This window comes from Sinorhizobium psoraleae (assembly GCF_013283645.1).
GTDB lineage: Bacteria > Pseudomonadota > Alphaproteobacteria > Rhizobiales > Rhizobiaceae > Sinorhizobium > Sinorhizobium psoraleae.
The window spans coordinates 1786422-1810719 of the sequence record NZ_JABEKV010000001.1 but is presented as its reverse complement, the minus strand read 5'-3'; the positions used below and the strand labels follow the sequence as shown (position 1 = coordinate 1810719).

Here is a 24298-nt window from a genome sequence, read left to right as displayed (position 1 = left end):
TCAAGCAAACATGCAGTAAGGTCAGGCTTGCGCGCAATCCAAGGTGGCACGGCCCCGTCGTGCGCAAGCGCCCCGCCGCTCTTTCGTCTGCCACCCGGCGGAACCGAAGCAAGGACGAACCATCATGTCCGAAATCCGCCGCAAGCTGACGACGATCTTCTCCGCCGACGTGCAGGATTATTCGCGCCTGATGGGGGCGGACGAGGAAGGCACGCTCGCGACGCTGAAGCGCTACCGCGACGCCATGGCGCGGCTGATCGAGGCGCATGACGGCCGCGTCGTCAACACCTGGGGCGACGGGCTGATCGCCGAATTTCCGAGCGTGGTCGAGGCGGTGCGCGCCGCCGTCGACGTCCAGAACGAGCTTGCGGGCCTCAACGCCGAGCGCCCCAGCGAGACGCGGATGCTCTTTCGCATCGGCATCAATCTCGGCGACGTCATCGCCGAGGGCGACGACCTCTATGGCGACGGCGTCAACATCGCCGCCCGCCTGCAGGCGACTGCGCCGGCCGGCGGCATCGTCATCTCCAACACCGTCTACGACCAGGTGCGCAACAAGGTCGCCGTCGGCTTCGATTTCCTCGGCCAGCTCGAGGTGAAGAACATCGAGGGCGGCGTCCCGAGCTATGCCGTCAGGATCGGCGCCGGGGATGGCGCACGGGAGGCCCTTGGCCGGGAGAGCGGTTTCGGGACTAGCAGCGTTCGGCAAGACGGCTCCCGGCAGGACGGAGCAGCAACGGCGGAGCCCGCCCGCGGTTCCGGCAGCTGGGGCCGGCAATCCGCGCCCGGGACGGTGCAGCCGCAGGCGCCCGCCGGGCGGGCGAGCGCCACAGAAGACACGCTGGCAGGCGAGCCCGCCGGCCGTTCACCCGGAAACCGGGACCAGCAACCCGCCCCGGAAGCTACGCGGCCGCAAGCGCCCCCTTCTCCCGCAGCGCTCAGCAACCGCAAATTCGGCGTCATCGCCGTGATCGTCGCTGCAATCGTCGCGATAAACCTCCTCACCTGGGACGGTGTTCTCTGGGCCGTCTGGCCGCTACTCGGCCTATCGATCTTCTACGCCCTCCTCTGGCTGCGCCGAAGAAAGGACATTGACCGCACCCGCGGCCTGCTTGCCATCGCCGCCCTCATCGTCGTCGCCGTCAACCTCCTCACCTTCGACAGAACCTTCTGGGCCGTCTGGCCACTCCTCGGCCTCGCCATCGCCGCCGCCCTCCTATGGGTCCTGCGCCGGGGCAGCCCGGGCTGAGCGCAACCTGTACGGCAGTCTCGCGCTACGACATTGCCGATGTCGGCACCGATCTTTGTCTTTGAACGTGCGTCAAGAATATCGCTTGGACACGTTCGCTGACCTACTGCCTGTTTCCTTTAATCGTAGCCGATTAAAGGACCAAAACATGCCGCAAATCAAAGTGCCACAGCGAGTTTTGCGCGTCTGATAAGATGCGCGGCGCTGTACTGATGGAGCCTCTCGCGGACCACGAGCGCGACGAGACAGGCCAGATGGGAATGGCCGTTGACTCTTGGTGGCAGCGGCTCAAAACTCATTGGTTTCCCACTTTTTCAGAACGAATTGGCTAGGGAGGAAGCAATGGAAGCCGTCAATCGTAGATCCACACTCGTACTCGGTCTTACAATGGCCGCCACACCTTTGATCGCTTGGCCAACGCCAGCGGCCGCCCAGACCTATGGCCCAGATGAGGGTGAGGAGGTTGGTCCGGGTGTCAGAGTTGTCGCGCTTGGTGAGAGGGCTTCGGTCATACCAGCTTACAAAATGGTCAAGCTGCGTGATGTCGTTATCCAAGCCGGTGCGAAGACGCCGGACAACGTGATGAAGAACGATATGCTTTGCCACATGACTGAGGGGGAACTTTCGGTTGTTCAGAATGGGAAAAAATTCACGGTCAAGAAGGGTGATGTTTGGACCTGCGCTAATGCCGACACGACAGAAGGCACCCAGAACTCGAGCAGTGCGGTGGCGATCATGCGGGTCATCGACTTGATGACCTCATAAGAGAGGCGACGCGCTGAAGTACGGCAACGGCGGCTTCAAAGAGGCGAAGCGTCGTTGCCGTCATGGAATGGCTACTGTTTGGCGCGAGGCTGCCGTACGGCATCTGCGTTTGGACTACGGCTCTCCGCCCCAGGCGGGAGCCTGTGGCGGGTACCAAGCGTCGGATCTTCACCACTAGCAGTATCGAGTGTGACGCGCCGGCACTTCTGCGATGCCGAGGCTTTTTCCTTCGACGCCGCGGCCGCCCGGTGTATTGTAGCAATCGCTTTACGACCTGCGGTTTGGCTTCGCCAATCTGGAGTCGATGCCTTGCAGGTCGCGAACTCGAGGGGGAGAACTCAATGGCATCGACGGTAGAAACGGACATGGGCACAGACATGGGCCCAGACATCAGCGAAGTCTCGCCCGATCTCGCTGTGGACGTGATGTTTGCGTGCCGGAAGACGGCCGCGATGAAGGCGGCGATCGAACTCGATCTTTTCACCCTGATCGGCGACGGCGGCACGGCGGCCTCGCTCGCAGCGGCGGCGAAGGCCTCCGAGCGCGGCGTGCGCGTGCTTTGTGACTATCTCGTCGTCAACGGCTTTCTCATCAAGGAGGCTGACACCTATCGGCTGACCCCATCGAGCCGCACCTTCCTCGTCCGCCACTCGCCGGCCTATATCGGCGGAGCCATCGAATTCGTTGCCGCACCGGAGATGCTTTCGCTGCACCTCGACGATCCGGCGGCCTGCGTGCGCAACGGCGGCGCCCTCGGGCTCGCGAATATCTCGGCCGACAATCCGGTCTGGGTGAAATTCGCCCGCGCCGTCGGCCCGCTCGTCGCGCCGAGCGCCATGGCGCTTGCAGCGGAGATGGCCGAATGGCCGAGAAAGCCGAGAAAGGTGCTCGACATCGCCGCCGGCCACGGGCTTTTCGGTCTCGAGATCGCGAAAACCTTTCCCGAGGCAGAGATCGTCGCCGTCGACTGGGCGGCCGTCCTGGAACTTGCGAGCCAGAACGCCAGGCAATTCGGCGTCGGCGGGCGCTACCGCACCATTCCCGGCAGCGCCTTCGAGGTCGACTGGGGCAGCGACTACGATCTCATCCTGCTGCCGAACTTCCTGCATCACTTCGACATCGAAACCTGCGCCGGGCTTCTCAAGAAATGCAGGAACACGCTCGCCCCCGGCGGCCGGGTCGTCGGGGTGGAATTCGTGCCGAACGAGGATCGCGTCTCGCCGCCCTTCCCGGCCTCCTTCGCCTGGGAAATGCTCGCCACCACCCCAAGGGGCGAGGCCTATACCGAGAGGGAACTTGCCGAGATGGCCCGCCGCGCCGGCTTTGCCGACGCCACCACAAAACCGCTGCCGCCCTCGCCCGCGAGCCTTGTGTTCTTCGAGTAGGAACCTGACGCGCGGCGCTGTAGAAGGAGCAATCGGTGATCGTTGTCCTCAACGGCTATCCCGGAGTGGGGAAGCTCACGATCGGTCAAGAACTCATATCGAAGATTTCGGGCCGCCTGCTGGATATCCATAGTGTCTACAACGTCGCCTTCGCATTGGCGGAGTTCAAATCGCCGGAGTTCATCGAAACGGTCGAGAAGATCGAAGCAATCGCGCATGACCTGATTCTGGAACTCCCGACCGAAATTCCGGTCGTGCTAACGACGGTTCTTGCCGGAAGCAGCGATTGGGGCGACGCGGAGTGGCAACGGATCGTGCGCCTTGGTCGCGAGCGGGGTCCGTTGTTCGTCGTGCATATACACTGCGATCTTGAAGAGAATATTCGCCGTATCGAGGCAGCCGGACGAATTGCGAAGAGGAAGCCACGCGATGCCGAAATGGCGAGGAGAAACCACGCACATGGCAAAGTCCTCGCAGGTATCGACGAGACGAACTTGCTGAAGCTCGACGTGACGCGTTTGTCCCCGACAGACGCGGCGGCCAGAATTGCAGAGTGGATTCAAAAGGCCCAAGCTTGAGGCTTCGATTACGGCTGGAAAGTTTGGGTTCGCTCTACAGCGCCGTGCGTCTTATCGGACGCGCAGCGGACGCTGTATCCCCGCCTGTTCCTGTGCCGGACCCCACCCTCCCTCATTCCTGTGCCCGTCACAGGATCCAGCCACGGCGCGTCGGCGCTGTGAATAACGTGTTTTCAGCGCTTGAGACGTGGAGGAAGAGCTGCGAACCGGGCGACTGTCCGGCGAAGGACCCGAGCTTACGTACGAAGCGCTCCGGCGGAGTCCTCAGCGCCGCCGACGCGGCGCTGCTGGCAACTGTGACAAGCACAGGAATGAGGGTCGAGAGAGGCTTACCGCGTCAGGCCTTCGCGCCGCCGCGTCTGCGATATCGCGCCTATCGTCATGTCGGCGTGCGGAGCGCAGGTCGAGCGGTGGCTGGGCACTGCAAATGCTGCTCGACGCGCCCCTGCCGCCCCCGCATCACGACAGCGCCGCTTCCTCCAGCCGCTCGCGCAAGCGCGGCGCGGCAAAGTCGAGGAAGCGGCGCATCTTGAACGGCAATTCGCCCTGACCCTGATGGAGGATATAGACCGGCAGCGGTGACGGTTCGAAGTCCTGCAAAACCACCTGCAGCAAGCCCTCTTTCACCGCGCGGGCCGCCTGGTAGGAGAGGACGCGGGTTACGCCGATCCCGGCGATAGCGGCGTCCACCGCCGCCTCCGCGGTGTTGACGCAGAGGCGCGGACGGATCTCCACGCTGAGTTCCCGGGCGTTCGGACTTTTGCCGAAGGCCCATGCGTTCGGCAACGCCATCATGTCGAAGGTGACGCATGGCAGGCGCTTAAGGTCGGCCGGGCTTGCGGGAATCCCGTGCCGCTCGAAACAGCCGGGGCTTCCGCAAACCACGCGGCGCACGGAACCGACACGCTTCGCCACCATCGAGCTGTCGGGCAGCGGGCCGATGCGGACGGCAAGATCGATATCGTCTTCGAGCAGATGCACGTTGCGGTCGGAAAGCAGCATCCGGACATTGATATCCGGATAGATCGAGAGAAACGCGCTGACGATCGGCAGGACATGCAGCCGGCCGAAGACGATCGGCGCCGTCACCACCAGCTCGCCCTTCGGTGCGCTCTGCTCGCCCGCTGCCTTTCGCTCGGCATCGCCCACCTCCTCTAGGATGCGCTTGCAGGAGTGGAAGTAGTCGTTGCCGGCATCGGTCAGCGTCAGCTTGCGCGTCGTGCGCGTGAGAAGCCGGGTTCCGAGGTGATCCTCCAGTTCGGCGAGCTTTCGGCTGACGGTCGGCAGCGGCATGTTCAGCCGCCGGCCGGCGCCGGTGAGACTGCCCGCCTCCACCGCCGCAACGAGGATCGACATGGCTTCGAAACGGTCCACGATTATCTCACCCAGTAAAATAGTATCTCTTGCAAGTAGCCGATTATGGCGGATGACGGAAGATTATATCTTGCCTCCATCGAAACTCGACGGCGCCGGGCAATCCGGCGGCAGCCATCCAGGAGAAGCATGATGACCGACATCCGTTATCGAAGCACCGACGTCGATGGACTGAAGATCTTCTACCGCGAGGCGGGCCTGGCCGGAGCTGAAAAGCTCCTGCTGCTGCACGGCTTTCCGACGTCGAGCCACATGTTCCGGGACCTGATCCCGCTGCTTGCCGACCGCTACCACATCATCGCGCCCGACCTGCCGGGATTCGGCCAATCGGACGATCCGAAGGTAAACAGCTTCGACTCGATCGCCGAGACGATCGAGCGCTTCACCGAGCTCGTCGGCTTCGATCGCTTTGCCGTCTACGTCTTCGACTATGGGGCACCGACCGGATTTCGTCTCGCCGTCCGCCATCCGGAGCGGATCACCGCGATCATCTCCCAGAACGGCAACGCCTATGCCGAGGGCCTGAGCGACGGCTGGGACCCGCTGCGCGCCTACTGGCAGGAGCCGTCGGACGCCAATCGCCAGGCGCTTCGCATGATGCTGAGCCCGGAGATGACGCGCTTTCAATACACGCACGGCGTGCCCGACGCCGCGAAGGTCTCGCCGGACGGCTACACGCTCGACGATCATTACCTCGGCCGCCCCGGAGCGACCGATGTCCAGCTCGACCTGATGGGCGACTACAAGAGCAATGTCGCGCTCTATCCCGTGTTCCAGGAGTATTTCCGCACCCACAAGCCGCGCTTCCTTGCCGCTTGGGGCCGCAACGACCCCTTCTTCCTGCCGCCCGGCGCCGAAGCCTTCAAGCGGGATATCCCGGAGGCACAAGTGACGTTCTTCGACACCGGCCACTTCGCGCTGGAAACCCACGCGACCGAAATCGCCGCCGCCATCCGGGACCTTCTTGGCTGACGACGGAGTGAATGAGTTGGCGCGGTCCCCTCACTCCTGTGCTTGTCACAGGAGTCCAGCGCGCCCAAGTCCTTGGGCGCAAGAAACGCCGGCGCGCTGGTAGCAAGTCCCCCGCGCCTGCGCTTTCCCGAAACCCGAGTCATTCACGGCGCCGACGCGCCGTGGCCCCGAGTCCCTGTGACAAGCACAGGGATGACGGGCGGGACGGGCGGCCGCATCATTGCGCGGCCTTTCTCGTACCTGGTTTGCTGGCTGGCAGGCACCGAGCAACCCCCTCCCCCTCACTCCTGTGCTTGTCACAGGAGTCCAGCAGCGCCGCGTCCACGGCGCAGAGGACTTTCACGTTCGATCGCACTCTCTCTGACGAGCACGGGAATGACGATCGCCGCAGAGGAACTCAGGTTTCCGACGGAGTCCGGTCAAGAACACTCCAGTCGAAAGCGCGCGCCCAGTCGGCAAAGCTGTGCCAACGGACGTCCGGAAAATCCCGGCGCAAGGCGGCGATATCGACGTCGTAGCCGGCGCGGTCAAACCATTCGAACATGAGCGCCGCGTCCTCGCTCTGCTGGCGCGCCGCAGCGATCGGGATTTCCTGGTAGTCGATCGGGCGACCGATGGCTTGCGAGAGGATTTTCGCCTGCTCCTCGCCGGACAGCTCGTCCCCGGCGATATCGAAACGCTTGCCGAACACATCATCGCGCCGCTCGACCAGGGCGGCGACGAAAGCCCCGATGTCCGCCAGGGCTACCAGCTGGAGGGCGCGTTTGGCGGGTAGCGCAAAAGCATACGTGCCCTGGCGCAGCGCACCGATCGACCACGGCGCGACGATATTCTCCATGAAGGCGACCGGCGCGCTGATCGTGTAGGGAATGCCGAGCCAGGCGACATGCTTCTCGACGAGGTACTTGCTTTCGAAGTGCGGGATGCCCGTCTTCTTGTCGGCATCGGCAACGGATGAATAGATCAGGTGCCCGACGCCGGCAGCCTTCGCAGCATCGGCGGCAATGATCCCCTGGCGGGTCTCCTCCTCCGTCCCGGCCTCGTAGCTGTTGCCCATCAGGAACATGGTATCGACGCCGCCTGCGGCCCTCACAATGGAGGCCGCATCGCCGAGATCGCCGGCCACGACATCCGCACCCGCCGACGCCAGCTGCCGCGCGGCATCGCTGTCAGGCTTGCGCGTCAACGCCCTGACGCGGTGTCCTCTGGCGAGCAGTGCCTGCGCGACGGCGCCTCCCTGCTGGCCGGTCGCGCCGGTAACGAGAACGTTTCGTTTGGTGGTCATGTGTCTGCTCCTTTTGTTTTCGATGGAGCAAAGTTAGGGCCTGCCACATTGATCCATAATGGCCTATAATTGGGAAACTTTGTCCCGTGGCTGGATACAATGCTCGATCTCAACGATATCGCGGTGTTCGCCTGCGTCGTCGAAGCCGGCAGTTTCACCGCTGCTGCGCGCCAGCTCGGCATGCCCAAGACGACCGTGAGCCGCCGCATTGCCGCGCTCGAGCGCGAGGTCGGGGTCCGTCTCATTCAGCGCACGACGCGCAGCCTCAACATGACCGACGCCGGGCGCCTCTATTATGAGCAGAGCAGCCAGGCGCTGCGGACGATAGAGGAAGCAAATCTGCGCCTCGCGGAAGCGAGGGCGGAGCCGTCAGGCACAATTCGCATTTCCGCTCCCGTCGGCTTCGGCGGCCATTTCCTGACCCGCGCCGTGGTCGACTTTCTCGCGATCTATCCGAAAACCAAGGTCGAACTGCGCCTGACCGACGATAACCTCAACCTGGTCGAGAACGGCATCGACCTCGCCTTCCGCACCGGTATTCTCGCCGACTCCACGCTGATCGCCCGGAAGCTCGGCTCCACGCACAGGCTTCTCTGCGCCAGCCCGGACTATCTCGCGCGATGCGGGGTGCCGGAGGAACCGGCGGACCTCACCCGCCATCAGTGCCTCATCGCAGGTCCGTCGGCAGCCAGCGCCCACTGGGTGCTGGACGGGCCGCACGACCAGCAAACGGTCACCGTGGCCGGACGCTTCGCCGCCAACGAAATGCAGGCGGTGGTTGCCGCCGCGATCGCCGGCTACGGCATCGCCCAGGTGCCCCAAAGGATGGCCGAGGGACTTATCGACGACGGGCAGCTGCGCCGCGTTCTTCACGACTACACGACGCCGGCGGGCGGCCTCTATGTCGTCTATCCGAGCAGTCGGCACCTTTCGCCGCTGGTCAAGGCGTTCATCGAGCTTGCCGCGGAGCGATGGAGCGCCGCCGGAACAGGCGAGGCTGACAAGGCCGCGGCCGAATCCACTCCCGGCAATTCCAGGAAAAGTGTGTAGCGGTTTCCGTCCGGGACGCGTCGTTCAAGAGTTGGATCATTTCAGCGCTTCAATGAAAGAGGCATGTCGCCCAAAAGCGTCCAATGGTTTCGGGCTGGCTGCGGTTTCGGGCCGGCTGCGACAGCCTGTAACTGGACATGCCGCGAAAACGGAATAGCATGAGGGCATGGAGAGACTTGGCCGCATCCTTGCGATTGTCCTGCTCGCGGTATTTGCCGCGGGCACTGTTGCGCATGCGGCGAGTGCGACGCGCATGTCGTTTGCAATGTCCCCCGCCGCGATGGCCGCCGGAAACGTGGACAGCGGGCACATGAGCACCGGGGATATGGGCGCCGGGCACATGGGCGCGGGAGACATGGGCGCGGGAGATATGGGCGACTGCGATGGCTGTCCGCCCGGTGACGACGGCAAGGCCTCGCTCTGCGTTCAGGCCTGTCTTGCGCCTTTCATCGCGGTTCCCGCGGCCGCGGGCTTCGAGCTTCCCCTTGTGGCAGCCGATGTTACCGCCTCGCCGGCAGAAGAATTGACCGGCCTCATCGGCCCGCCCGAGTCACCTCCCCCTCGAACCATCATCCTTTAGCCGGGCACGCCCGGTTGCCGGCGCCAACAATCATGTATGGCGGATCCGTCCGCCGCCTGTGATCGCGGCTCGCATGATGCCTTCTGGCGCCATGCGAAACACCACTACGGCGCCGCGCGTCCAGTCGGACGCGCCAGGCTCGCTGTAGCACTTTGAATCGCTGCATGAAATCGATCCAGATTTAAGGAATCATGCAGTGGCTTTTCAGGATGATTGAACCATGTCCCGCTATCCTGCTCCGGCGCTGACGCGTCGAGCCCTTCTCGCATCGGCGGCCGCAAGCGCGGCCGGCGCGATGCTTCCTCTTTTGCCGGCCTCGCCGGCTACTGCCGCCACGCGCGACGTCTCGTTGCGGGCTGCCGCCGGGCGCCTCCGGCTCGTGGCCCCCGGCGAGACGGCCGCCTGGTTGTACAACGGCACCGCTCCGGGTCCGGAGATCCGCCTTCGCCAGGGCGAGCGGCTGCGCGTCACGGTCGACAACGCCCTTGCCGAAGAAACGACGGTCCACTGGCACGGCCTGCGCCTTCCGAACGCGATGGATGGCGTGCCGCACCTCACCCAGAAGCCGATCGGCGCGGGCGAACGCTTCGTCTACGAGTTCGACGCGATCGATGCCGGCACTTTCTGGTATCACCCGCACCAGAAAAGCTCCGAGCAGGTCGGGCGCGGGCTTTACGGCCCGCTGATCGTCGAGGAACCGGAACCGCCCCGCGTCGATCGTGATGTGACCTGGATGCTCGGCGACTGGCGGCTGACAAAGTCCGGCGAAATCAGCGAGGATTTCGGCAACCGGCACGACATCCACCACAATGGCCGCGTCGGCAACACGGTGACAATCAATGGCCGCGTGCCGGATCGTTTTGCCGTCAGGAAGGGCGAGCGCATCCGCCTGCGGCTGATCAACACCGCCAACGCCCGCATCTTCAGCCTCGATTTCGCGGGCCACGAGCCGATCGTGATCGCGCTCGACGGCCAGCCGGTCGAGCCGCATGCGCCGGAGAAAGGGCTGGTGGTTCTCGGCCCGGCGACGCGTGTCGACCTGATCCTCGACATGACGGGCACTGCCGGCAGCCGGGCCGCGGTCACGGACCGGTTCTATGAAGGGCTGGAATATAAGCTCGTCGATCTGGTCTACGACGGTACGCCCCTGAGGGAGCGCGCGCCGGACTGGCCGCTCGCCCTGCCCGCCAACCCGCTGCCGGAACCGGACCTCAAGGCGGCATCCCGCAACGAGGTCCTCTTCAGCGGCGGCATGATGGGGGAAATGGTGGCTGAGGAGATGGGCGAAACCATGGGCGGTGAAACGATGGGCCCGGGCGCGCCGGGCGGCAGGATGAGCCACGCGCATTCGATGACGGCAGGGATGATGGCGATGATGAACTCCAGCGCCGCCTGGTTCATCAACGGTGTCGCCGCCGACGAGACCGGCCATGTCATGAAGCCGATGCTGACGCTCGAACGGAACAGGAGCCACGTGATCGCCATGACCAACGCCACCGCGTGGCATCATCCGATCCACCTGCACGGTCATTCGTTCCGGGTGATTTCCCGCAACGGCCAGGCCACCCGTCATCGTGAATGGCAGGACACGGTGCTCCTCTCGCCGCGCGAGAAGGCCGAGATCGCCTTCGTCGCAGATAATCCCGGCGACTGGATGTTCCACTGCCACGTTCTCGAACACCAGACCGGCGGCATGATGGCTGTCTTCCGTGTCGCCTGACAATCTGAAAGGAAAAGCAATGTCCAAGATTCTGAAAGCCGTCGTCCTCGCCTCGATCCTGTTCAGCACCACCTCGGCGCTCGCCGGCGAAAAGGACGTGACACTTTACAAAACCCCGGAATGCGGGTGCTGCGAAGGCTATGCCGACTATCTGCGCGAGAATGGCTTCGACGTGACCGTCAAGCCGACGCATGACCTTGCCGCGATGAGCCGCGAGGCCGGCATTCCGGATGAGTTCCACGGCTGCCACCTCTCCATGATCGACGGCTATGCGGTGAGCGGCCACGTGCCGATCGGCACGGTCAACAAGCTGCTCACCGAACGGCCCGACATCAAGGGCGTGACGCTCCCCGGCATGCCCATGGGTTCGCCCGGCATGAGCGGCACCAAGGAAGGCCCCTTCAAGATGCTGGAGATCAAAAAATCCGGCGGCGTCGGCGGCGTCTACGCGAGCGAATAGGAGGTCGCGATGATGGACGGCATGGGCGGCACGATGATGTTCGGCATGGGTCTGGTCTGGCTGCTTGCCGTCATCGTGCTCGCCCTTGGGGCGGCGGCGCTCGTCAAGTACCTGTTCTTCGGCGGCGGCAAATGAGAAGGACGTCCGTGCTTCTTGCTGCGCTCGGCGCGGCTGCGGCAGGTCTGGGGCTCGCCGGGGCTTGGCCCTTTCTCGCCGCTCCGCCCTTTCTTGCCGCTCGGACGGCAGGCGGCGATGCCTCGGCCGCCACGATCGCGCTCGGCCAGGCGCTCTATGCCGAGCGCTGCGCCGCCTGTCACGGCGCCAAGCTCGAAGGTCAGCGGGACTGGAAAAGCCCGCTGCCTTCGGGCCGCATGCCCGCCCCGCCGCACGACGCATCCGGCCACACCTGGCATCATCCGGACGGCGTGCTCTTCCGCATTACCCGGGAAGGACCGGCGGCGGTTGTCGGCGGAGGTTACCAAAGCGACATGCCGGGATTCGGAACCGTCATGAGCGACGACGAGATCCGCGCCGTGCTCGCCTTCATCAAGAGCACCTGGCCGGAACAGGAGCGCCAGTATCAGGCGGAAATGACCCGTCGCGAGCAAGGAGAGTGATCATGCGCCCGCAGCGCCGCGCCAACCCGTTTCTTCTCACGGTTTTCCTGCTGGCGGCCCTTGTCGTGCCGGCCGTCGCCCACCATCCGGGCGCCGATCTCGACAGGCTGATGGGCAGCGAGGAGAAGTTCTTCCAGGTGATCGACAAGCCGGCACCGCCTTTCGAGCTCGCCGACGCAAACGGCAAGGCGGTTCGCCTTTCCGACTTTTCCGAAAAGATCGTGGTGCTCTATTTCATCTTCGCGAGTTGCACCGACATATGCCCTGTTCATTCCGAGGTGATCGCCGACATCCAGAAGAAGATCAACGCCACGCCGATGAAGGACCGGGTGCAGTTCCTGGCGATCACGACGGATCCCGCCAAGGATACGCCTGACGTGCTGAGGGCCTATGGTCCGGCGCATGGGCTGGATGCGCGCAACTGGATGTTCCTGACCACGACGCCCGGCGAGCCGGAGGATAGGACGCGCAAGCTGGCGGAAACCTACAATCTCCGCTTCGAGCCCGTCGAGGACGGGCAGCAGATGCACGGTATCGTCACCCACGTCCTCGACCGGGGCGGACGCTTCGCCGCCAAGTTTCATGGCCTGCGCTTCGACCCGCAGAACATGGTTCTCTACCTCGAGGGCCTCGCCGACCCTTCAAAATCGCTGGAGCCCGGCGTGTGGGGCAGGCTCAGGTCGCTGTTCCAATAGGCGCGACGATCAAGCGACAGGCCGATCGAAGGCGGGATGGACAGCGCTTTGAAAATCGCCGCAATCTCCTTAAATCGGTCGCGATTTGAGGAAATGCAGGAGGCGTTCAAAACCCGATTCCCTGGAGCCTTTCATGGCCGTTTCCTCGAACAGACTGCGCATTGCCGTGCTCTTTGGCGGACGCTCCGCCGAGCATGACGTTTCGGTGCTTTCGGCAACCAATGTCATGCGGGCGCTGGAGCCGGAAAAATACGATGCCGTTCCTGTCTTCATCACCCGCGAGGGACAATGGCTGTTGAGCAGCTTCACGGATGGCACGCTCGCAAAACCTTCGGGCGGCACGGAAGTCTGCCTCGTGCCGGGCGGCAAGGGGCGAATGCTGGCGATCCCCGCCGATGGCGCGCCTTATGCGCTGCCGGAGATCGCAATCCTCTTCCCGGTGCTGCACGGCCTCCATGGCGAGGACGGCGCGGTGCAGGGGCTTGCGGAGGTGGCGCGCGTGCCGCTCGTCGGCTGCGGCATTCTCGGTTCCGCCACAGCGCTGGACAAGGACATCGCCAAGCGCCTCCTGAACGAGGCAGGCGTCCCAACGGCGCGGTCCGTCACGATCCATCACGGCGCCGCGCCGGCCTTTGCCGAGCTCGAGCGCGCGCTCGGGCTTCCGCTTTTCGTCAAGCCGGCCCGGCAGGGCTCCTCCGTCGGCGTGAGCAAGGTCGCGACCGAGCGGGACTACGCGGCGGCGCTTGAGGAGGGCTTCAAACACGACGGCAAGCTCATCGCCGAGGAATTCATCCGGGGCCGCGAGATCGAGCTGAGCGTGCTGGAAGATACCGAAGGCGGCCTCTTCGTTTCCCGCCCCGGCGAGATCGTGCCGGCCGAAAGCCACGGTTTCTACAGCTACGACGCCAAATATATCGACGAGCATGGCGCCGCCCTGAAAGTGCCAGCGGAGCTGCCGGAAAAGGTCGAAGCCGATATCCGCGCGGTGGCCGCAAAGGCCTTCCGGGCGGTCGGCTGCGACGGCATGGCGCGCGTCGATTTCTTCCTGACGCCGGACATGCGCTTCCTCGTCAACGAGCTCAACACCATTCCCGGTTTCACCGATATCAGCATGTATTCCAAGGCGATGGCGGCAAGCGGCGTCGGCTATGCCGAGGTCATCGACCGGCTGGTGGCACACGGGCTGGCGCGCGCCGGTCGCTAGAGCAGTTTCAGGAAAAGTGTGTAACGGTTTTCCGTCCGTGATTGCGTCGTTTCAAAGCGCTACTGCATGTCGCCTTTAATCGTAGCCGATTAAAGGACAAGAACATGCAGCAATTCAAAGTGCTACAGCGTCCTTTGCGCGTCTGAAAAGACGCGCGGCGCTGTAGCCTCGCTTGCATCACGTCCCAAGCTCTTCGACCATGAGATCGATGAAGCGCCGGACGCGGGGCTCCAGCAGGCGCTTGTTGGGATAGAGCGTCACGATCTTCGCGTCGTCGGCCTCGAGGTCGGACAGGACCTGCCGGAGGCGGCCCGCCGCCAAGTCCTCCGCGACCAGGAACTCCGGCAGAAACGCGATGCCGAGCCCTGCGATGGCGGCATCCCGGATCGCTTCTCCGCTGTCGAGCCTCAGGCGGCTGCGACCCGGCGCCTTGACCCAGGCACCGCCTTCCCCGCGAAAGCGCCAGCTTTGCCTTTGGTTCCGGCTGCTGAAGATCAGGCAGTCGTGGGCGGCGAGATCATCCATGTCCATGGGCTCGCCGCGCGCGGTAATGTAGGATGGCGAGGCACAGAGCATGGCCCTGTACCGGGCGACCACGCGGGAGACGAGCCGCGTATCCGAGGTCGTGACCCCGATCCTTACCGCCAGGTCGAAGCCTTCCTCGACGAGGTCGGCCACGCGATCGGTGAAGCTCACCTCGACCTGCATCTCGGGCCAGGTCTGAAGATATTTCCTGATCAGCGGCAGGACCACCAGCCGCCCGAAGGCATCGGGAACGGTGAGCCGCAGGACGCCTCGCGGCGTGCCCCTGCGCCCGGCCACGCTCGCCTCCGCTTCGTCGATCGAGGCAAGGATCTCCAGCCCGCGCTCGTAGAACATCCGCCCTTCGTCGGTGAGGCTCAGCGTTCTTGTCGTGCGGTTGAGGAGGCGTGCGCCGAGCCTTTCTTCCAGGCGGATGACGGCCTTTCCCGCCGCCGACCTCGAGAGGCCCATGGCCTGCCCTCCGGCAACAAAGCTTCCTGCATCGACGACGGCCATGAAGACCTGAATATCGTTCAGATTCGCACGCAGCATTATGCAACTCCAGCGACTCGGGCGTGGCAGAGGCTTCATGCTGCCGAGCGCAGATATAATACGACCTGTCGATGCAGGCGATTCAAGGCTTCGGACCGGCAACCCGGCGCAGGCTGCGTCGCGCGTTTCGCTTCTGTATGGACGTCCATTCGTCAATCAACCGGCTATGGATACCAGCGCCTCGTGGCGGACGGTTGCAGCTTCAAGGCACCGCCTGGGCGCTTTTACAACGACAGGAAAACGAAAATGGCACAGTCACTTACGCGTTTGAACCCGCCCACCCTGCCCGATGCCGGTGCCCTCGGCTATTCGCAGATCACAACCGTGGAGCCGGGCCGGCTTGCCTTCATTTCCGGGCAGGTTGCCTGGCGGCCAGGCGGCGAGCCGGCGCCGGACAGCCTCGCGGAACAGGCGGAACTCGTCGCCGCCAATGCGAAGGCGACCCTCGACGCCATCGGCGCGTCGCCGGAAAACCTCGTCATGGTGCGCGTCTACATGGTGGACTTGACCCCCGGGCGGATCGAAGAGGTGATGCCGCATCTCACCGCCATGTTTGCCGGTGCAAAGCCGAGCCTGACCGGCGTCGGCGTTGCCGCCCTCGCCGCGCCCGACTTGCAGCTGGAGATGGAAATGACCGTTCGACTGCCCTCGTGAGCGGCGCCCTCCGGACAGCGGTTTTCCGTCCGGAATTGCGTCGTTTCAAAGAGCTAGATCATTTCGTTGATTCAAGGAAACAATGAAATGATCTAGCGCACGGCGGTTGCGCCAATCACCATCCACAGGAGCAGGGCCGCGAGCAGAACCCATATCGCGATGATCGCGATCAGCCCGCCTCGACTGACGGGACGCTCCGTGCGCTTCGTTGCTTCGATGCGCAATTGAGCCAGAACGTCGGCCGGGATCAGCTTGATCACGGCGATGATGCCGAGCGGGACGATGACGAGGTCGTCGAGATATCCAAAGACCGGAATGAAGTCCGGTATCAGATCGATCGGCGACAAGGCATAGGCCGCGACCGCCCCGGCGGCGAGCTTCGCATACCAGGGAACACGCCGGTCACGCGCCGCGAGCCACAGGACGACGACGTCCCGCTTGATGCCCCTTGCCCATGTCCTTGCCCTGTCCAGCCACTGCATGTTCGCTCCCGCATGTTTCCTTGGATCCTAGCCGATTTAGGTCAAAGACATGCACCAATTCCAGGTGCGACAGCATCCTTCGCGCGTCGGGTCACGGCACACGACCGTAGCGGACTGCGCCTCCTCCGATGCGGTACGGCAAGGCCTTCTCCGTTCCTCATTCCAGTGCTTGTCACAGGAATCCAGCCACGGCGCGTCCGCGCCGTGAATGACTCCGTCTCGCAGCAACGCAGAAGCAGCCAGAGTTGCGGTTGCGCCTTAATCGCGCGCACGATTCTCTCGCGCCCAAGGACTTGGGCGCGCTGGATTCCTGTGACAAGCACAGGAATGAGGAGGGTGAGGTCAGCGTGCGCCAAACGCAATTACGCTGCTGTCGTGTACTACAGCGCCGCGCGTCTTATCAGACGCGCAAAGGACGCCGTAGCACTTTGAATTGCTGTATGTTTTCGGTGAGGATTTGAGGAAACATGCAGTCGGCAGGCCACCGGTTTCAGACGAAATCGAAAATCACGTCGTTGGCGGAGAGCGCCGCAAGCGAAACGCCTTCGATCAGAAGCCCGTGGGTGTCGGAGCCGTTGAAGGCGACGTACACGCCGGAGTCCGTCTCGGTCGAGGCTGCGATGAAGCTGGCGTAATCGTGAATACCGGTATTGTCCTCAGCGGCGGAAGAGAACGCGATCACGTCGCCGCCCCTGATGTCGAAGTCGCGGATCCGGTCGATACCCCCCTGGCCCGGGCTTTCGGCAGACCAGAGAAACGTGTCCGCGCCGCTGCCGCCGACCAATATGTCGGCGCCATTGCCGCCGCTCAACATGTCATCGTGGAGGCCGCCGGAGAGGAAATCCTCGCCATCGCCGCCGAACAGCCGGTCGTTGTCCGAGTAGCCGCGCAGCTCATCGTTCCCGCCCCGGCCTTCGAGAAGGTCGTTGCCGCCGAGCGCATGGAAGGCGTCGTTGCCGTCTCCACCCCGCAGAACGTCGCTCCTGATCCCGGTCGAGACGCTGAAATCCTCCACATTGGCAAAGGTCAATCCGGTCTGCGTGGCTCCGCGCATCGCGTCGAAATCGGTCGCGTCCGCAAGCGCGCCAAGGTTCAGCTGCAGCAGGTCGCGCCCCTCGCCGCCATCGACCTCTCCCCTGAAATAGGCGATGAACGAGTCGTTGCCGGCGCCTCCGAGCATGACAGATCCATCGCCCAGACTGCCGCTGCCGGGCGTGGCGTCCCTGATCCAGTCGTCGCCGGCGCCGCCATCGAGGGTGTCGCTGCCGCCATCACTGGCGAGCGTGTCCTTGCCGTCGCCGCCGAAGGCCACGTCATTGCCGATGCCCGTCGATATCGTGTCGTTCCCTCCGCCGCCGTCGACGCGGTCGTTGCCGCCTTCACCATTGAACCAGTCACCACCGGCCCCGCCCTCGAGGCGGTCTTCGCCGGCGCCGGCGTATACGACCAGATAGGCGAGATTGCCGGCGATCACCGTGTCATTGCCGCTGCCGAGCGCAACGCTCGCCTGCTCGATGCTGCGGAACACCATTCCCGTGTGTGCGCGGCCAGCGGCGAAATCGATGGTGGCGTCGCTCGTGCGCACTCTCTCCTCGATCCGCATCCAGTCCTCGCCGAGCCCGCCGTCGATCTCGGCCGAATAGAGCGTCGTCGTGATGCCGTCGTTGCCGTCGCCGCCGAAAAGGCGGTTGGCGCCGCGCCCGTCGACGATCAAGTCGTCCCCTGCCCCCGCGTCGACGACGTCGTTGCCGGCTTGCGTCCGGATGACGTCTCCAAGGACGCTCCCCTGGATACGGTCGTTTCCGCTCCCGGTTGTCAATTCGATGCGCTCGACGCTGTCGTGCCGGAAGAAAAGATGCCGCTCGTCGATCGTCTGGTAGCCGAGGATGGCGTGGCCGTTCTCGCCGTTGAACACCACCGGATCCGAGCTCGCGGAGAGATCGATCGCCAGCACATCGTCGCCGCTGCCGCCGAAGACGGTGCCGCCCGCTTCGACGAGGACGAAACGGTCGTTTCCATCGCCGCCGTCGAGGCGGTCGTGGCCGCCCGTATTGGTGATGATGTCGCGCCCGGCTCCGCCTTCGACGACATCGTCGCCGGCTCCGGTCGAGATGGTGTCGCAGCCCGCCGTGCCCTTGATGCGGTCGTTTGCGCTTCCCGCCGAGAGCCTCAGCCACTCCGTGTCGTGGAAGAAGATGTGCCGTTCGTTCGCGCCGCCGTATCCGATGATGCCGTGACCGCTCTCCCCGTTGAACTCCAGCCGGTCGGAAGTCATGGAGAGGTCGATGATCAACCCGTCGTAGCCGGCGCCTCCGGTCACGGCGCCACCCGTGCCGATGAGAACGATCTGGTCGTCGTCAGCACCCCCGTCGAGGCGGTCGTAGCCGCTCGAACTCGTCAGGACATCGCGTCCGTCACCGCCGTCGACAAAGTCGTCGCCGCCACCCGCATCGATATCGTCCCAACCGGGCAGAGCCCAGATGTAGTCGGTTTCGTCGGAGCCTCGCAAAATGTCATTGGAATACGAGCCTGCGATCCTAGCCATGTCGTCATCCTCCGCAGCCTGCTTGGTGCAAATATAATTTCAATATTCAACTATAACTTTGACACGCCTGTGAACGTATACATATGCGACGCACCTAGCAACGCGGAACTTATTTGGCTATTGCTTGCAATTTGCTCTGAAAATTATATTAGAGTGGATAGATATAACTGCATGCTGGACTTGCGATCTTCACCATTTCCTTGAAACGGTGAATGATCGGCTTGTTCTGGACGCATGCCGTGGATGGCGCGCTCGCGCAGCGCGGCCGTGACCCGCCTTGCGGGAGAAGGCGCACGAGTGGCTAGCTGTTCTTCTGCCTCTCGTCTTCGATGTCTTCGGGTTCCTTGTCGTCGATCTCCGCGAGCCTGTTCGGCGCCCGCTCGATGGAATGAATCAGTCCGTCCAGTTTTGCGTGGATCGCCTGGGTGTCGCCGTGCTCGGCGCGCTGAATTATTAGCGTCATGACCCAAACGACAAGCGTGGCGAGGCCATGCAAGTCGAAGGTCTCGGGCTCAAGGATCAGCCATAGCGCGCCGTAGGCGATGACGACCAGAAACGCTTGAGGACGAGCGGTCGCAGCCGCCAGTGCGCTGAGCGAACGCCGTATCGGATCTTCTATCATGGAGAACCAAACGGCCAAGCCGGCTTTGGGTTCCGAGAGATCGTTCCCGCTTGCGACGACGGCCGGCGCGATCGGCCGGGTCTCCGCCTTGAATGTCACTGGTTGGAAGCGGCAGGGCGCGCTTGGCGGTGGCGCTGCAGATGTTCCGCCACGTCATGTGCCGATCAATAAGCGTGAATGTTTGCCGAGCAGCCTGCGTGACAGGAAGATGATCGCCAGGCAGCTGAGTAATCCGAGACAGAAGATGATGGCTCCTCCGCCGATCAGATTCCAGATCGAATCGGGTGAAGTAAAAACCGCGGACGCGATTTTAAGAAATCTGCGATAAATGAAGCCGTGCAGGAGATACAGTCCGAAGGCGGTCGAAGCGATTGTGTCCAAGGGGCGTGCAATCACGACCGGGAGACCCTCGCACGATCGCCAGAGCCAGACCAGGACGATAGCGCCAAGCGAGAGCTTTTGGACGAAATGCACGCTCTCCCGCAGCGACGTCGGCCCCCATTGATCGATCCCGTATGTATACAGGAACCAGAGCAAAACCGTCGTAACGGCCGCGACGGCGCCGAACACCGGCAGATATCGGGCGATCGCGCCCAAACGTTCCTCGAGTGCCTCACCTATGTACAAGCCAATGATGTAGGTGCCGGTGAAGAAGATGCACATAGAGACCGTAATGTTGGTTCCTGTCCGTGAGAAAAAGAGCGGCAAGACAACGGCCGCAATCAACATCGGGTATCTCGCGGCAGTGCCAAGCAACTTGTAAAGGATCGGACTGAGCACCCAGAGCATCAGAATGACCGGAATATACCAATACGTGTTTTGAGCTTCGCCCCAAAGAACGTTGTATGATAACGTCTTCGCGAAGACGATAAAATCGTGAATTCCGACAACGTCCGTTGATCGGAAGAAAATCAGCGTCGAGAAGAAGATAGACATCGCCAGATACGGAACGCCTATATTCCAGAGTCGTTGCTTGTAAAAATAGAGTGCTGGTCTGCGTGAGAGACGTGCTGAGAAAATTATTGCCGAAATTAGTGCCAAATACATCGTTGCATCATGAAAAAGAATGTCGTTAATGATCAAGAAAAGGTTCGACGGAGGAACTTGCTCATCGAACCCCCGCATCATGAAGACACGACATGCATGCAGAATGAGAATCTGAAGAATTGCTACCGCACGAAAATAGTGGATATAGGCGAGGCGCTCGCTCGTGAAGGGCGGGTTGTGTAGTTCAACCGCAGAAACACTGGCGCTCAGGGCGGTCAAGCGCAACATCCTACGAGAGATTTTCAGCCGGTGAAGAAAGCAGCAAGTAGATCGGCTGCCGTCGTTCCTCAGCCCTCAACCTATGATTATGTCACCGGCCGGTACATTCTTGCAATGGGAGTAAGACCTTTGTCACCTCGCATCGGACTTAGGTCGGATGGATAAAGCTGGCGGATCGGCCCTGAAAACCAGGCGGTAGCGAAGGAAGGCCCCTTCCTGTGGCAGCTGTCATTCGAATGCTCGCAGGTACTGGTATCTATTGCCGCACAACGCGAGTGGAGGAGCGATGATCATTCATTTGAACGGGTGGCCCGGTGTCGGGAAACTCACCATTGCTCGTCACGTTGCAGAACGCCTAGATGGACGCTTGCTGGACAATCACGCCATCTATAATCCCGCGTTTTCGCTAGCAGATTTCCGCTCGCCGGAGTTCTACGCGCTGGTCCGCGCCGTGCGAGATGCCGCTTTCCAGAGGGTCGCCGAAATTTCCCCCACTGTCCCCGTAATCATGACCAACGCCTATGGGCGCTCAGAGTGGGCACAGGAAAACTGGCGCATCATTCGTGATCTCGCGAACCGACGCGGCTCCCGGTTTTTTGCCGTGACGATCACCTGCTCCGATGAGGAACATCTCAAGAGGATAGCCTCCGAAGATCGCAAGCCTCTCGGCAAGCTGACCGATTGGCGGGAATTGCCGGCAGTGCTTGGGCCCTTGATGGAGGACGGGGCTGAACATCTGCTGCGGCTCGATACCACGGATATTGCGTCCGAGCAGAGTGCGGCAATGATCTGCGACTGGATTCAAGAGGTTCTGTCTTCGCCCGGATGCTTCGGTTCCGTCACTTGACAGCTACGAAGGAGACGCACGCCTTCGTCGCCTCACGGCCCCGGAGCAGGCCCCTTGTCAGCCGGCCGAGGCGGCGGTGAAAACGGCCAACTGAGCGTCGAAAGCACGCTTGTATGCGGGCCGTGCTTCCGCGCGGGCGACATAGGCGGAGAGGTTCGGATATTCCTCCAGTATGCCCGATCCTTTTTTCAGCCTGAGCAGCACCGTCACCATCAGCAGGTCACCGGCGCTGAACGCACCGTCGAGCCAGTCGGCATCGCCAAGGCGAGCGGAAAGTTTGTCCAGCCGATTGCGGATGCTGTCTTCAAGGTACCGCAGGCGATGCTCGTACCAAGGCTTGTCGCGCTCAAGGATCATGCAGAGGGCGCGGTCGAAAACCGGCGGCTCCACCGTGTTGAGCGCGGCAAACATCCAGGCGATCGCACGCGCCCGGGCATTCGCATCGTCTGGCAGCAGGCCTTGATGGCGCTCGGCGATATGGAACACGATCGCCCCCGACTCGAAGAGCGCGAGATCGCCTTCTTCATAGGTCGGAATCTGCCCGAAAGGTTGAAGCGCGAGATGCGCGGGTTCCTTCATCGCCTTGAACGAAAGAAGACGAACGTCGTAAGGCTGGCCCGCTTCTTCGAGCGCCCAGCGAACGCGCATGTCACGCGCCAGACCCTGGCCGCGATCGGGCGAGCGTTCAAAGGCGGTAATCGTAATCGTCATCGTTGTTCTCCATGGCTTGTCCGTCTTTAAGACGACTGGCTGGACGAGGTTCCGACACCCCATGGTCAAGATAGTCCTTGCAGCTCAAACATAAGCTCAAGATTACGTTCCTGCTGCTGCTGAGCGTCAGCCTTCTCCGCAAGGCGGTCGCGCTGGAAGGCTCACCTCCTTGAAGCAGCGCCGGTCGCGCTCCGCCATGCTCCCGCGCCGTCACGTGAACCGCCCTATGATCCCGAGCAGGCGGTCGCAGGATCTCGCGAGCTGCCTTTGCGGGGCCGTCGCAAGGCCCAGCAGCAGGCCGGATTGCGCGGAAGCCGGCGACGCGTACCAGACCGAGAGCGGTGCCGGGGCCATTCCGAACGCCCCCGTTTCCCTGACAATGGCAAGGTCCGGCGCGCCATCCGGCAGGCGCAGCAGCACGGCCAAGCCGGCGACGGTCACCTCGCCGGCGGCCGGCGGAAGGCATTTCAGCAAGGCGTCGCGTTGGGCGGCATAGACGCGCTTCGTGCGCCTGAGATGGCGCATGTAGTGGCCTTCGCGCATGAACTCGGCGGCTGCGAACTGCACCGCCGGACCGGGGGCCGGCGCGAGACAGGCCGCGACTTCCGCAAAACGGGAGGCGAGCGTCGGCGGTGCGACCAGAAAGCCGAGCCGGAGCGCCGGGCTGATGGTCTTGCTGAAGGAGCCGATGTGAATGACGCGGCCGGCGCGATCGAGCGAGGCGAGCGCCGGCGCGGCGCGGCCGTCGAGCTGCAATTCGCTGAGATAATCGTCTTCGATCACCCAGGCCTCCGCCTGCGCGGCCCAGTCGAGCAGGCGCAGCCTGCGGGCCAGCGACAGGGTGGGCCCGAGCGGCGCCTGCTGCCCCGGGGTCACGACGACCAGCGCCGCATCCGGGGCATGGCGGATGCCGTGATCGACATCGATGCCGTCGATATCCACGGGGATCGGCACCGGCGACAATCGCGCGAGTTCCAGGCCGCGCCGGGTGAACGGGAAGCCCGGCTCCTCCATCCAGACCTTCCGCCCCTCGAGGCCGAGCACGCGCAGCGCCAGTCCGAGCCCGCTCGCATATCCGCCGGTCATGATGACTTGGGACGGCGAACACTCGATGCGGCGCGCGACCGCAAGATAGGCGGCGATCTCCCGCCGCAGGTCCGGTTCGCCGCGAGGGTCGGGATAGATGGCCGGCGCGCTCGATTCCGCGCGAACGGCCTGCGCGCGGATCCTGGCAAAGAGTGTCGCGGGAAAGGTCTCCTGCGCGGGCACGCCCATCTGGAAGATCGCCGGGCCCGCCGTCATCTCGATATAGCGCTCCATGAACGAGCCGGGATCGGGCGGCTGCTCGACCCGGGCAATGGCGGCCGGCTGATCCGCGACGCGCGTTCCGCCCGCGCGCGATGCGACGATGAGCTGGGCGGCGGAGAGTTTTTCGTAGGCCGAGCGCACCGTTCCGCGGGCGACGCCAAGCTGGGCCGCGAGATCGAGCCAGGAGGGCAGACGCGCGCCGGGAGCGAGCACGCCGCTTTCGATCGCGGTGCTGATGCCCTTGCGTATCTGCTCGGCCAGCGGCGTCTTCGCGGACCGATCGAGTTCCAACTGCAGCGGCTTGTCCATGCTTCCGTAGTACACGATTTTTGCCGGTTCTTGGTGCTTTTTTTAGAACCAGGAAACCGGCATTTCTAGGAGGCAAGGCAAAAACGCCTTCGTGACCAGACGCAAAGGAGAACCGTCATCATGACCATACGATCTTTGATTGGCGCCGCCGCCGCCGCCCTCGCAATCGCCACCGCAATTCCTGCCGCAGCGCATGACCTTGGCGAAACCGTTACGCCCCACTTCGAAAAGGCGATACCGAACATCCCGGGCAAGAAGCTGAGCACGCTCATCGTCGACTATGCGCCGGGTGGGGCCTCGCTCCCGCACAACCACGCAAAGTCAGCCTTCATCTTCGCCTACGTCCTCTCCGGAGAAATCGAGTCGAAGGTAAACGACGGCCCGACCCAGACCTATCGCGCCGGCGAGAGCTGGTACGAGCCGCCGGCGTCCGCCCATCTCGTCAGCCGCAATGCAAGCAAGACCAAGCCCGCAAAGCTGCTCGCCGTCATCGTCGCCGACAGCGACGAAAAGGAACTGACCACCACCATCAAGCAAGACTGACCG

At 63.3% G+C, this 24298-nt stretch carries 25 protein-coding genes; 16 read left to right on the top strand and 9 right to left on the bottom strand.

Annotated features, from left to right (window positions below):
* The first annotated feature begins 124 nt into the window (after positions 1 to 124).
* From ILFOPFJJ_RS08525 to ILFOPFJJ_RS08510, 4 genes are all read left to right on the top strand, one after another.
* Positions 125 to 1249, top strand: coding sequence for an adenylate/guanylate cyclase domain-containing protein (locus tag ILFOPFJJ_RS08525; protein ID WP_173510067.1), 1125 nt, complete (start codon positions 125 to 127; stop codon positions 1247 to 1249).
* A gap of 342 nt (positions 1250 to 1591) precedes the next feature.
* Positions 1592 to 2014, top strand: coding sequence for a hypothetical protein (locus ILFOPFJJ_RS08520; protein WP_173510066.1), 423 nt, complete (start codon positions 1592 to 1594; stop codon positions 2012 to 2014).
* 341 nt (positions 2015 to 2355) lie between these two features.
* The gene (locus ILFOPFJJ_RS08515; protein WP_446677092.1) at positions 2356 to 3399 is read left to right on the top strand and encodes a methyltransferase; all 1044 of its coding nucleotides are present in this window, start codon (positions 2356 to 2358) and stop codon (positions 3397 to 3399) included.
* 35 nt (positions 3400 to 3434) lie between these two features.
* On the top strand, positions 3435 to 3977 hold the full coding sequence (locus ILFOPFJJ_RS08510) for an ATP-binding protein (RefSeq protein ID WP_173510065.1): 543 nt from the start codon (positions 3435 to 3437) through the stop codon (positions 3975 to 3977).
* A 459-nt stretch (positions 3978 to 4436) separates the two neighbouring features.
* Here the strand turns inward: ILFOPFJJ_RS08510 and ILFOPFJJ_RS08505 are convergent, their stop codons facing one another.
* On the bottom strand, positions 4437 to 5351 hold the full coding sequence (locus tag ILFOPFJJ_RS08505) for a LysR family transcriptional regulator (RefSeq protein ID WP_173510064.1): 915 nt from the start codon (positions 5349 to 5351) through the stop codon (positions 4437 to 4439).
* 132 nt (positions 5352 to 5483) lie between these two features.
* Between ILFOPFJJ_RS08505 and ILFOPFJJ_RS08500 the strand changes: the two genes are divergently transcribed.
* Positions 5484 to 6323: an alpha/beta fold hydrolase gene (locus ILFOPFJJ_RS08500; RefSeq protein ID WP_173510063.1), complete on the top strand. Its 840-nt coding sequence runs from the start codon at positions 5484 to 5486 to the stop codon at positions 6321 to 6323.
* Positions 6324 to 6720: 397 nt separating this feature from the next.
* Here ILFOPFJJ_RS08500 and ILFOPFJJ_RS08495 read toward each other — a convergent pair whose 3' ends face one another.
* Entirely contained in the window at positions 6721 to 7608 is an 888-nt protein-coding gene (locus ILFOPFJJ_RS08495; protein ID WP_173510062.1) for an NmrA/HSCARG family protein, read from the bottom strand.
* Positions 7609 to 7707: 99 nt separating this feature from the next.
* Between ILFOPFJJ_RS08495 and ILFOPFJJ_RS08490 the strand changes: the two genes are divergently transcribed.
* The 8 genes from ILFOPFJJ_RS08490 (at position 7708) to ILFOPFJJ_RS08460 (ending at position 13934) form a co-directional block, all read left to right on the top strand.
* Entirely contained in the window at positions 7708 to 8658 is a 951-nt protein-coding gene (locus tag ILFOPFJJ_RS08490) for a LysR family transcriptional regulator (RefSeq protein ID WP_173510061.1), read from the top strand.
* Between the two features lie 166 nt (positions 8659 to 8824).
* Positions 8825 to 9238 carry a hypothetical protein gene (locus ILFOPFJJ_RS08485; protein WP_173510060.1) on the top strand — a complete coding sequence of 138 codons (414 nt, stop codon included), beginning with the start codon at positions 8825 to 8827 and terminating at the stop codon, positions 9236 to 9238.
* A gap of 220 nt (positions 9239 to 9458) precedes the next feature.
* Positions 9459 to 10958, top strand: coding sequence for a multicopper oxidase family protein (locus ILFOPFJJ_RS08480; protein WP_173510059.1), 1500 nt, complete (start codon positions 9459 to 9461; stop codon positions 10956 to 10958).
* A 19-nt stretch (positions 10959 to 10977) separates the two neighbouring features.
* On the top strand, positions 10978 to 11418 hold the full coding sequence (locus tag ILFOPFJJ_RS08475) for a DUF411 domain-containing protein (RefSeq protein ID WP_173510058.1): 441 nt from the start codon (positions 10978 to 10980) through the stop codon (positions 11416 to 11418).
* Positions 11419 to 11427: 9 nt separating this feature from the next.
* Positions 11428 to 11553: a hypothetical protein gene (locus ILFOPFJJ_RS35965; RefSeq protein ID WP_282438575.1), complete on the top strand. Its 126-nt coding sequence runs from the start codon at positions 11428 to 11430 to the stop codon at positions 11551 to 11553.
* On the top strand, positions 11550 to 12035 hold the full coding sequence (locus tag ILFOPFJJ_RS08470; protein WP_173510057.1) for a c-type cytochrome: 486 nt from the start codon (positions 11550 to 11552) through the stop codon (positions 12033 to 12035). The genes ILFOPFJJ_RS35965 and ILFOPFJJ_RS08470 overlap by 4 nt, the downstream gene beginning before the upstream one ends.
* 2 nt (positions 12036 to 12037) lie before the next feature.
* Positions 12038 to 12730, top strand: coding sequence for an SCO family protein (locus ILFOPFJJ_RS08465; RefSeq protein ID WP_173510056.1), 693 nt, complete (start codon positions 12038 to 12040; stop codon positions 12728 to 12730).
* A 133-nt stretch (positions 12731 to 12863) separates the two neighbouring features.
* Positions 12864 to 13934, top strand: a complete 1071-nt coding sequence (locus ILFOPFJJ_RS08460) for a D-alanine--D-alanine ligase family protein (protein WP_173510055.1) — start codon at positions 12864 to 12866, stop codon at positions 13932 to 13934.
* 177 nt (positions 13935 to 14111) lie between these two features.
* On the opposite strand, the gene ILFOPFJJ_RS08455 is transcribed toward ILFOPFJJ_RS08460, so the two are convergent.
* Positions 14112 to 15008, bottom strand: coding sequence for a LysR family transcriptional regulator (locus tag ILFOPFJJ_RS08455; protein WP_173510054.1), 897 nt, complete (start codon positions 15006 to 15008; stop codon positions 14112 to 14114).
* Positions 15009 to 15254: 246 nt separating this feature from the next.
* On the opposite strand from ILFOPFJJ_RS08455, the gene ILFOPFJJ_RS08450 reads away from it, so the two are divergent.
* Positions 15255 to 15662, top strand: a complete 408-nt coding sequence (locus tag ILFOPFJJ_RS08450) for a RidA family protein (RefSeq protein ID WP_173510053.1) — start codon at positions 15255 to 15257, stop codon at positions 15660 to 15662.
* A gap of 92 nt (positions 15663 to 15754) precedes the next feature.
* Here ILFOPFJJ_RS08450 and ILFOPFJJ_RS08445 read toward each other — a convergent pair whose 3' ends face one another.
* From ILFOPFJJ_RS08445 to ILFOPFJJ_RS08430, 4 genes are all read right to left on the bottom strand, one after another.
* Positions 15755 to 16144: a YkvA family protein gene (locus ILFOPFJJ_RS08445; protein WP_173510052.1), complete on the bottom strand. Its 390-nt coding sequence runs from the start codon at positions 16142 to 16144 to the stop codon at positions 15755 to 15757.
* Positions 16145 to 16634: 490 nt separating this feature from the next.
* Positions 16635 to 18689, bottom strand: coding sequence for an SMc04171 family calcium-binding repeat protein (locus tag ILFOPFJJ_RS08440; protein WP_173510051.1), 2055 nt, complete (start codon positions 18687 to 18689; stop codon positions 16635 to 16637).
* Between the two features lie 301 nt (positions 18690 to 18990).
* Entirely contained in the window at positions 18991 to 19410 is a 420-nt protein-coding gene (locus ILFOPFJJ_RS35960) for a low affinity iron permease family protein (RefSeq protein ID WP_312032685.1), read from the bottom strand.
* 54 nt (positions 19411 to 19464) lie between these two features.
* Positions 19465 to 20577 carry an acyltransferase family protein gene (locus tag ILFOPFJJ_RS08430; protein ID WP_173510050.1) on the bottom strand — a complete coding sequence of 371 codons (1113 nt, stop codon included), beginning with the start codon at positions 20575 to 20577 and terminating at the stop codon, positions 19465 to 19467.
* A 286-nt stretch (positions 20578 to 20863) separates the two neighbouring features.
* Between ILFOPFJJ_RS08430 and ILFOPFJJ_RS08425 the strand changes: the two genes are divergently transcribed.
* Entirely contained in the window at positions 20864 to 21424 is a 561-nt protein-coding gene (locus ILFOPFJJ_RS08425; protein WP_173510049.1) for a P-loop nucleotide/nucleoside kinase family protein, read from the top strand.
* 57 nt (positions 21425 to 21481) lie between these two features.
* Here ILFOPFJJ_RS08425 and ILFOPFJJ_RS08420 read toward each other — a convergent pair whose 3' ends face one another.
* Together ILFOPFJJ_RS08420 and pdxR are read right to left on the bottom strand one after the other, a co-directional pair.
* A complete protein-coding gene (locus tag ILFOPFJJ_RS08420; RefSeq protein WP_173510048.1) occupies positions 21482 to 22135 on the bottom strand; it encodes a glutathione S-transferase family protein in 654 nt (217 codons plus the stop codon).
* Between the two features lie 210 nt (positions 22136 to 22345).
* On the bottom strand, positions 22346 to 23752 hold the full coding sequence (gene pdxR, locus ILFOPFJJ_RS08415) for a MocR-like pyridoxine biosynthesis transcription factor PdxR (protein WP_173510047.1): 1407 nt from the start codon (positions 23750 to 23752) through the stop codon (positions 22346 to 22348).
* Between the two features lie 120 nt (positions 23753 to 23872).
* Between pdxR and ILFOPFJJ_RS08410 the strand changes: the two genes are divergently transcribed.
* Entirely contained in the window at positions 23873 to 24295 is a 423-nt protein-coding gene (locus tag ILFOPFJJ_RS08410) for a cupin domain-containing protein (RefSeq protein ID WP_173510046.1), read from the top strand.
* The last annotated feature ends 3 nt before the right edge of the window (positions 24296 to 24298 follow it).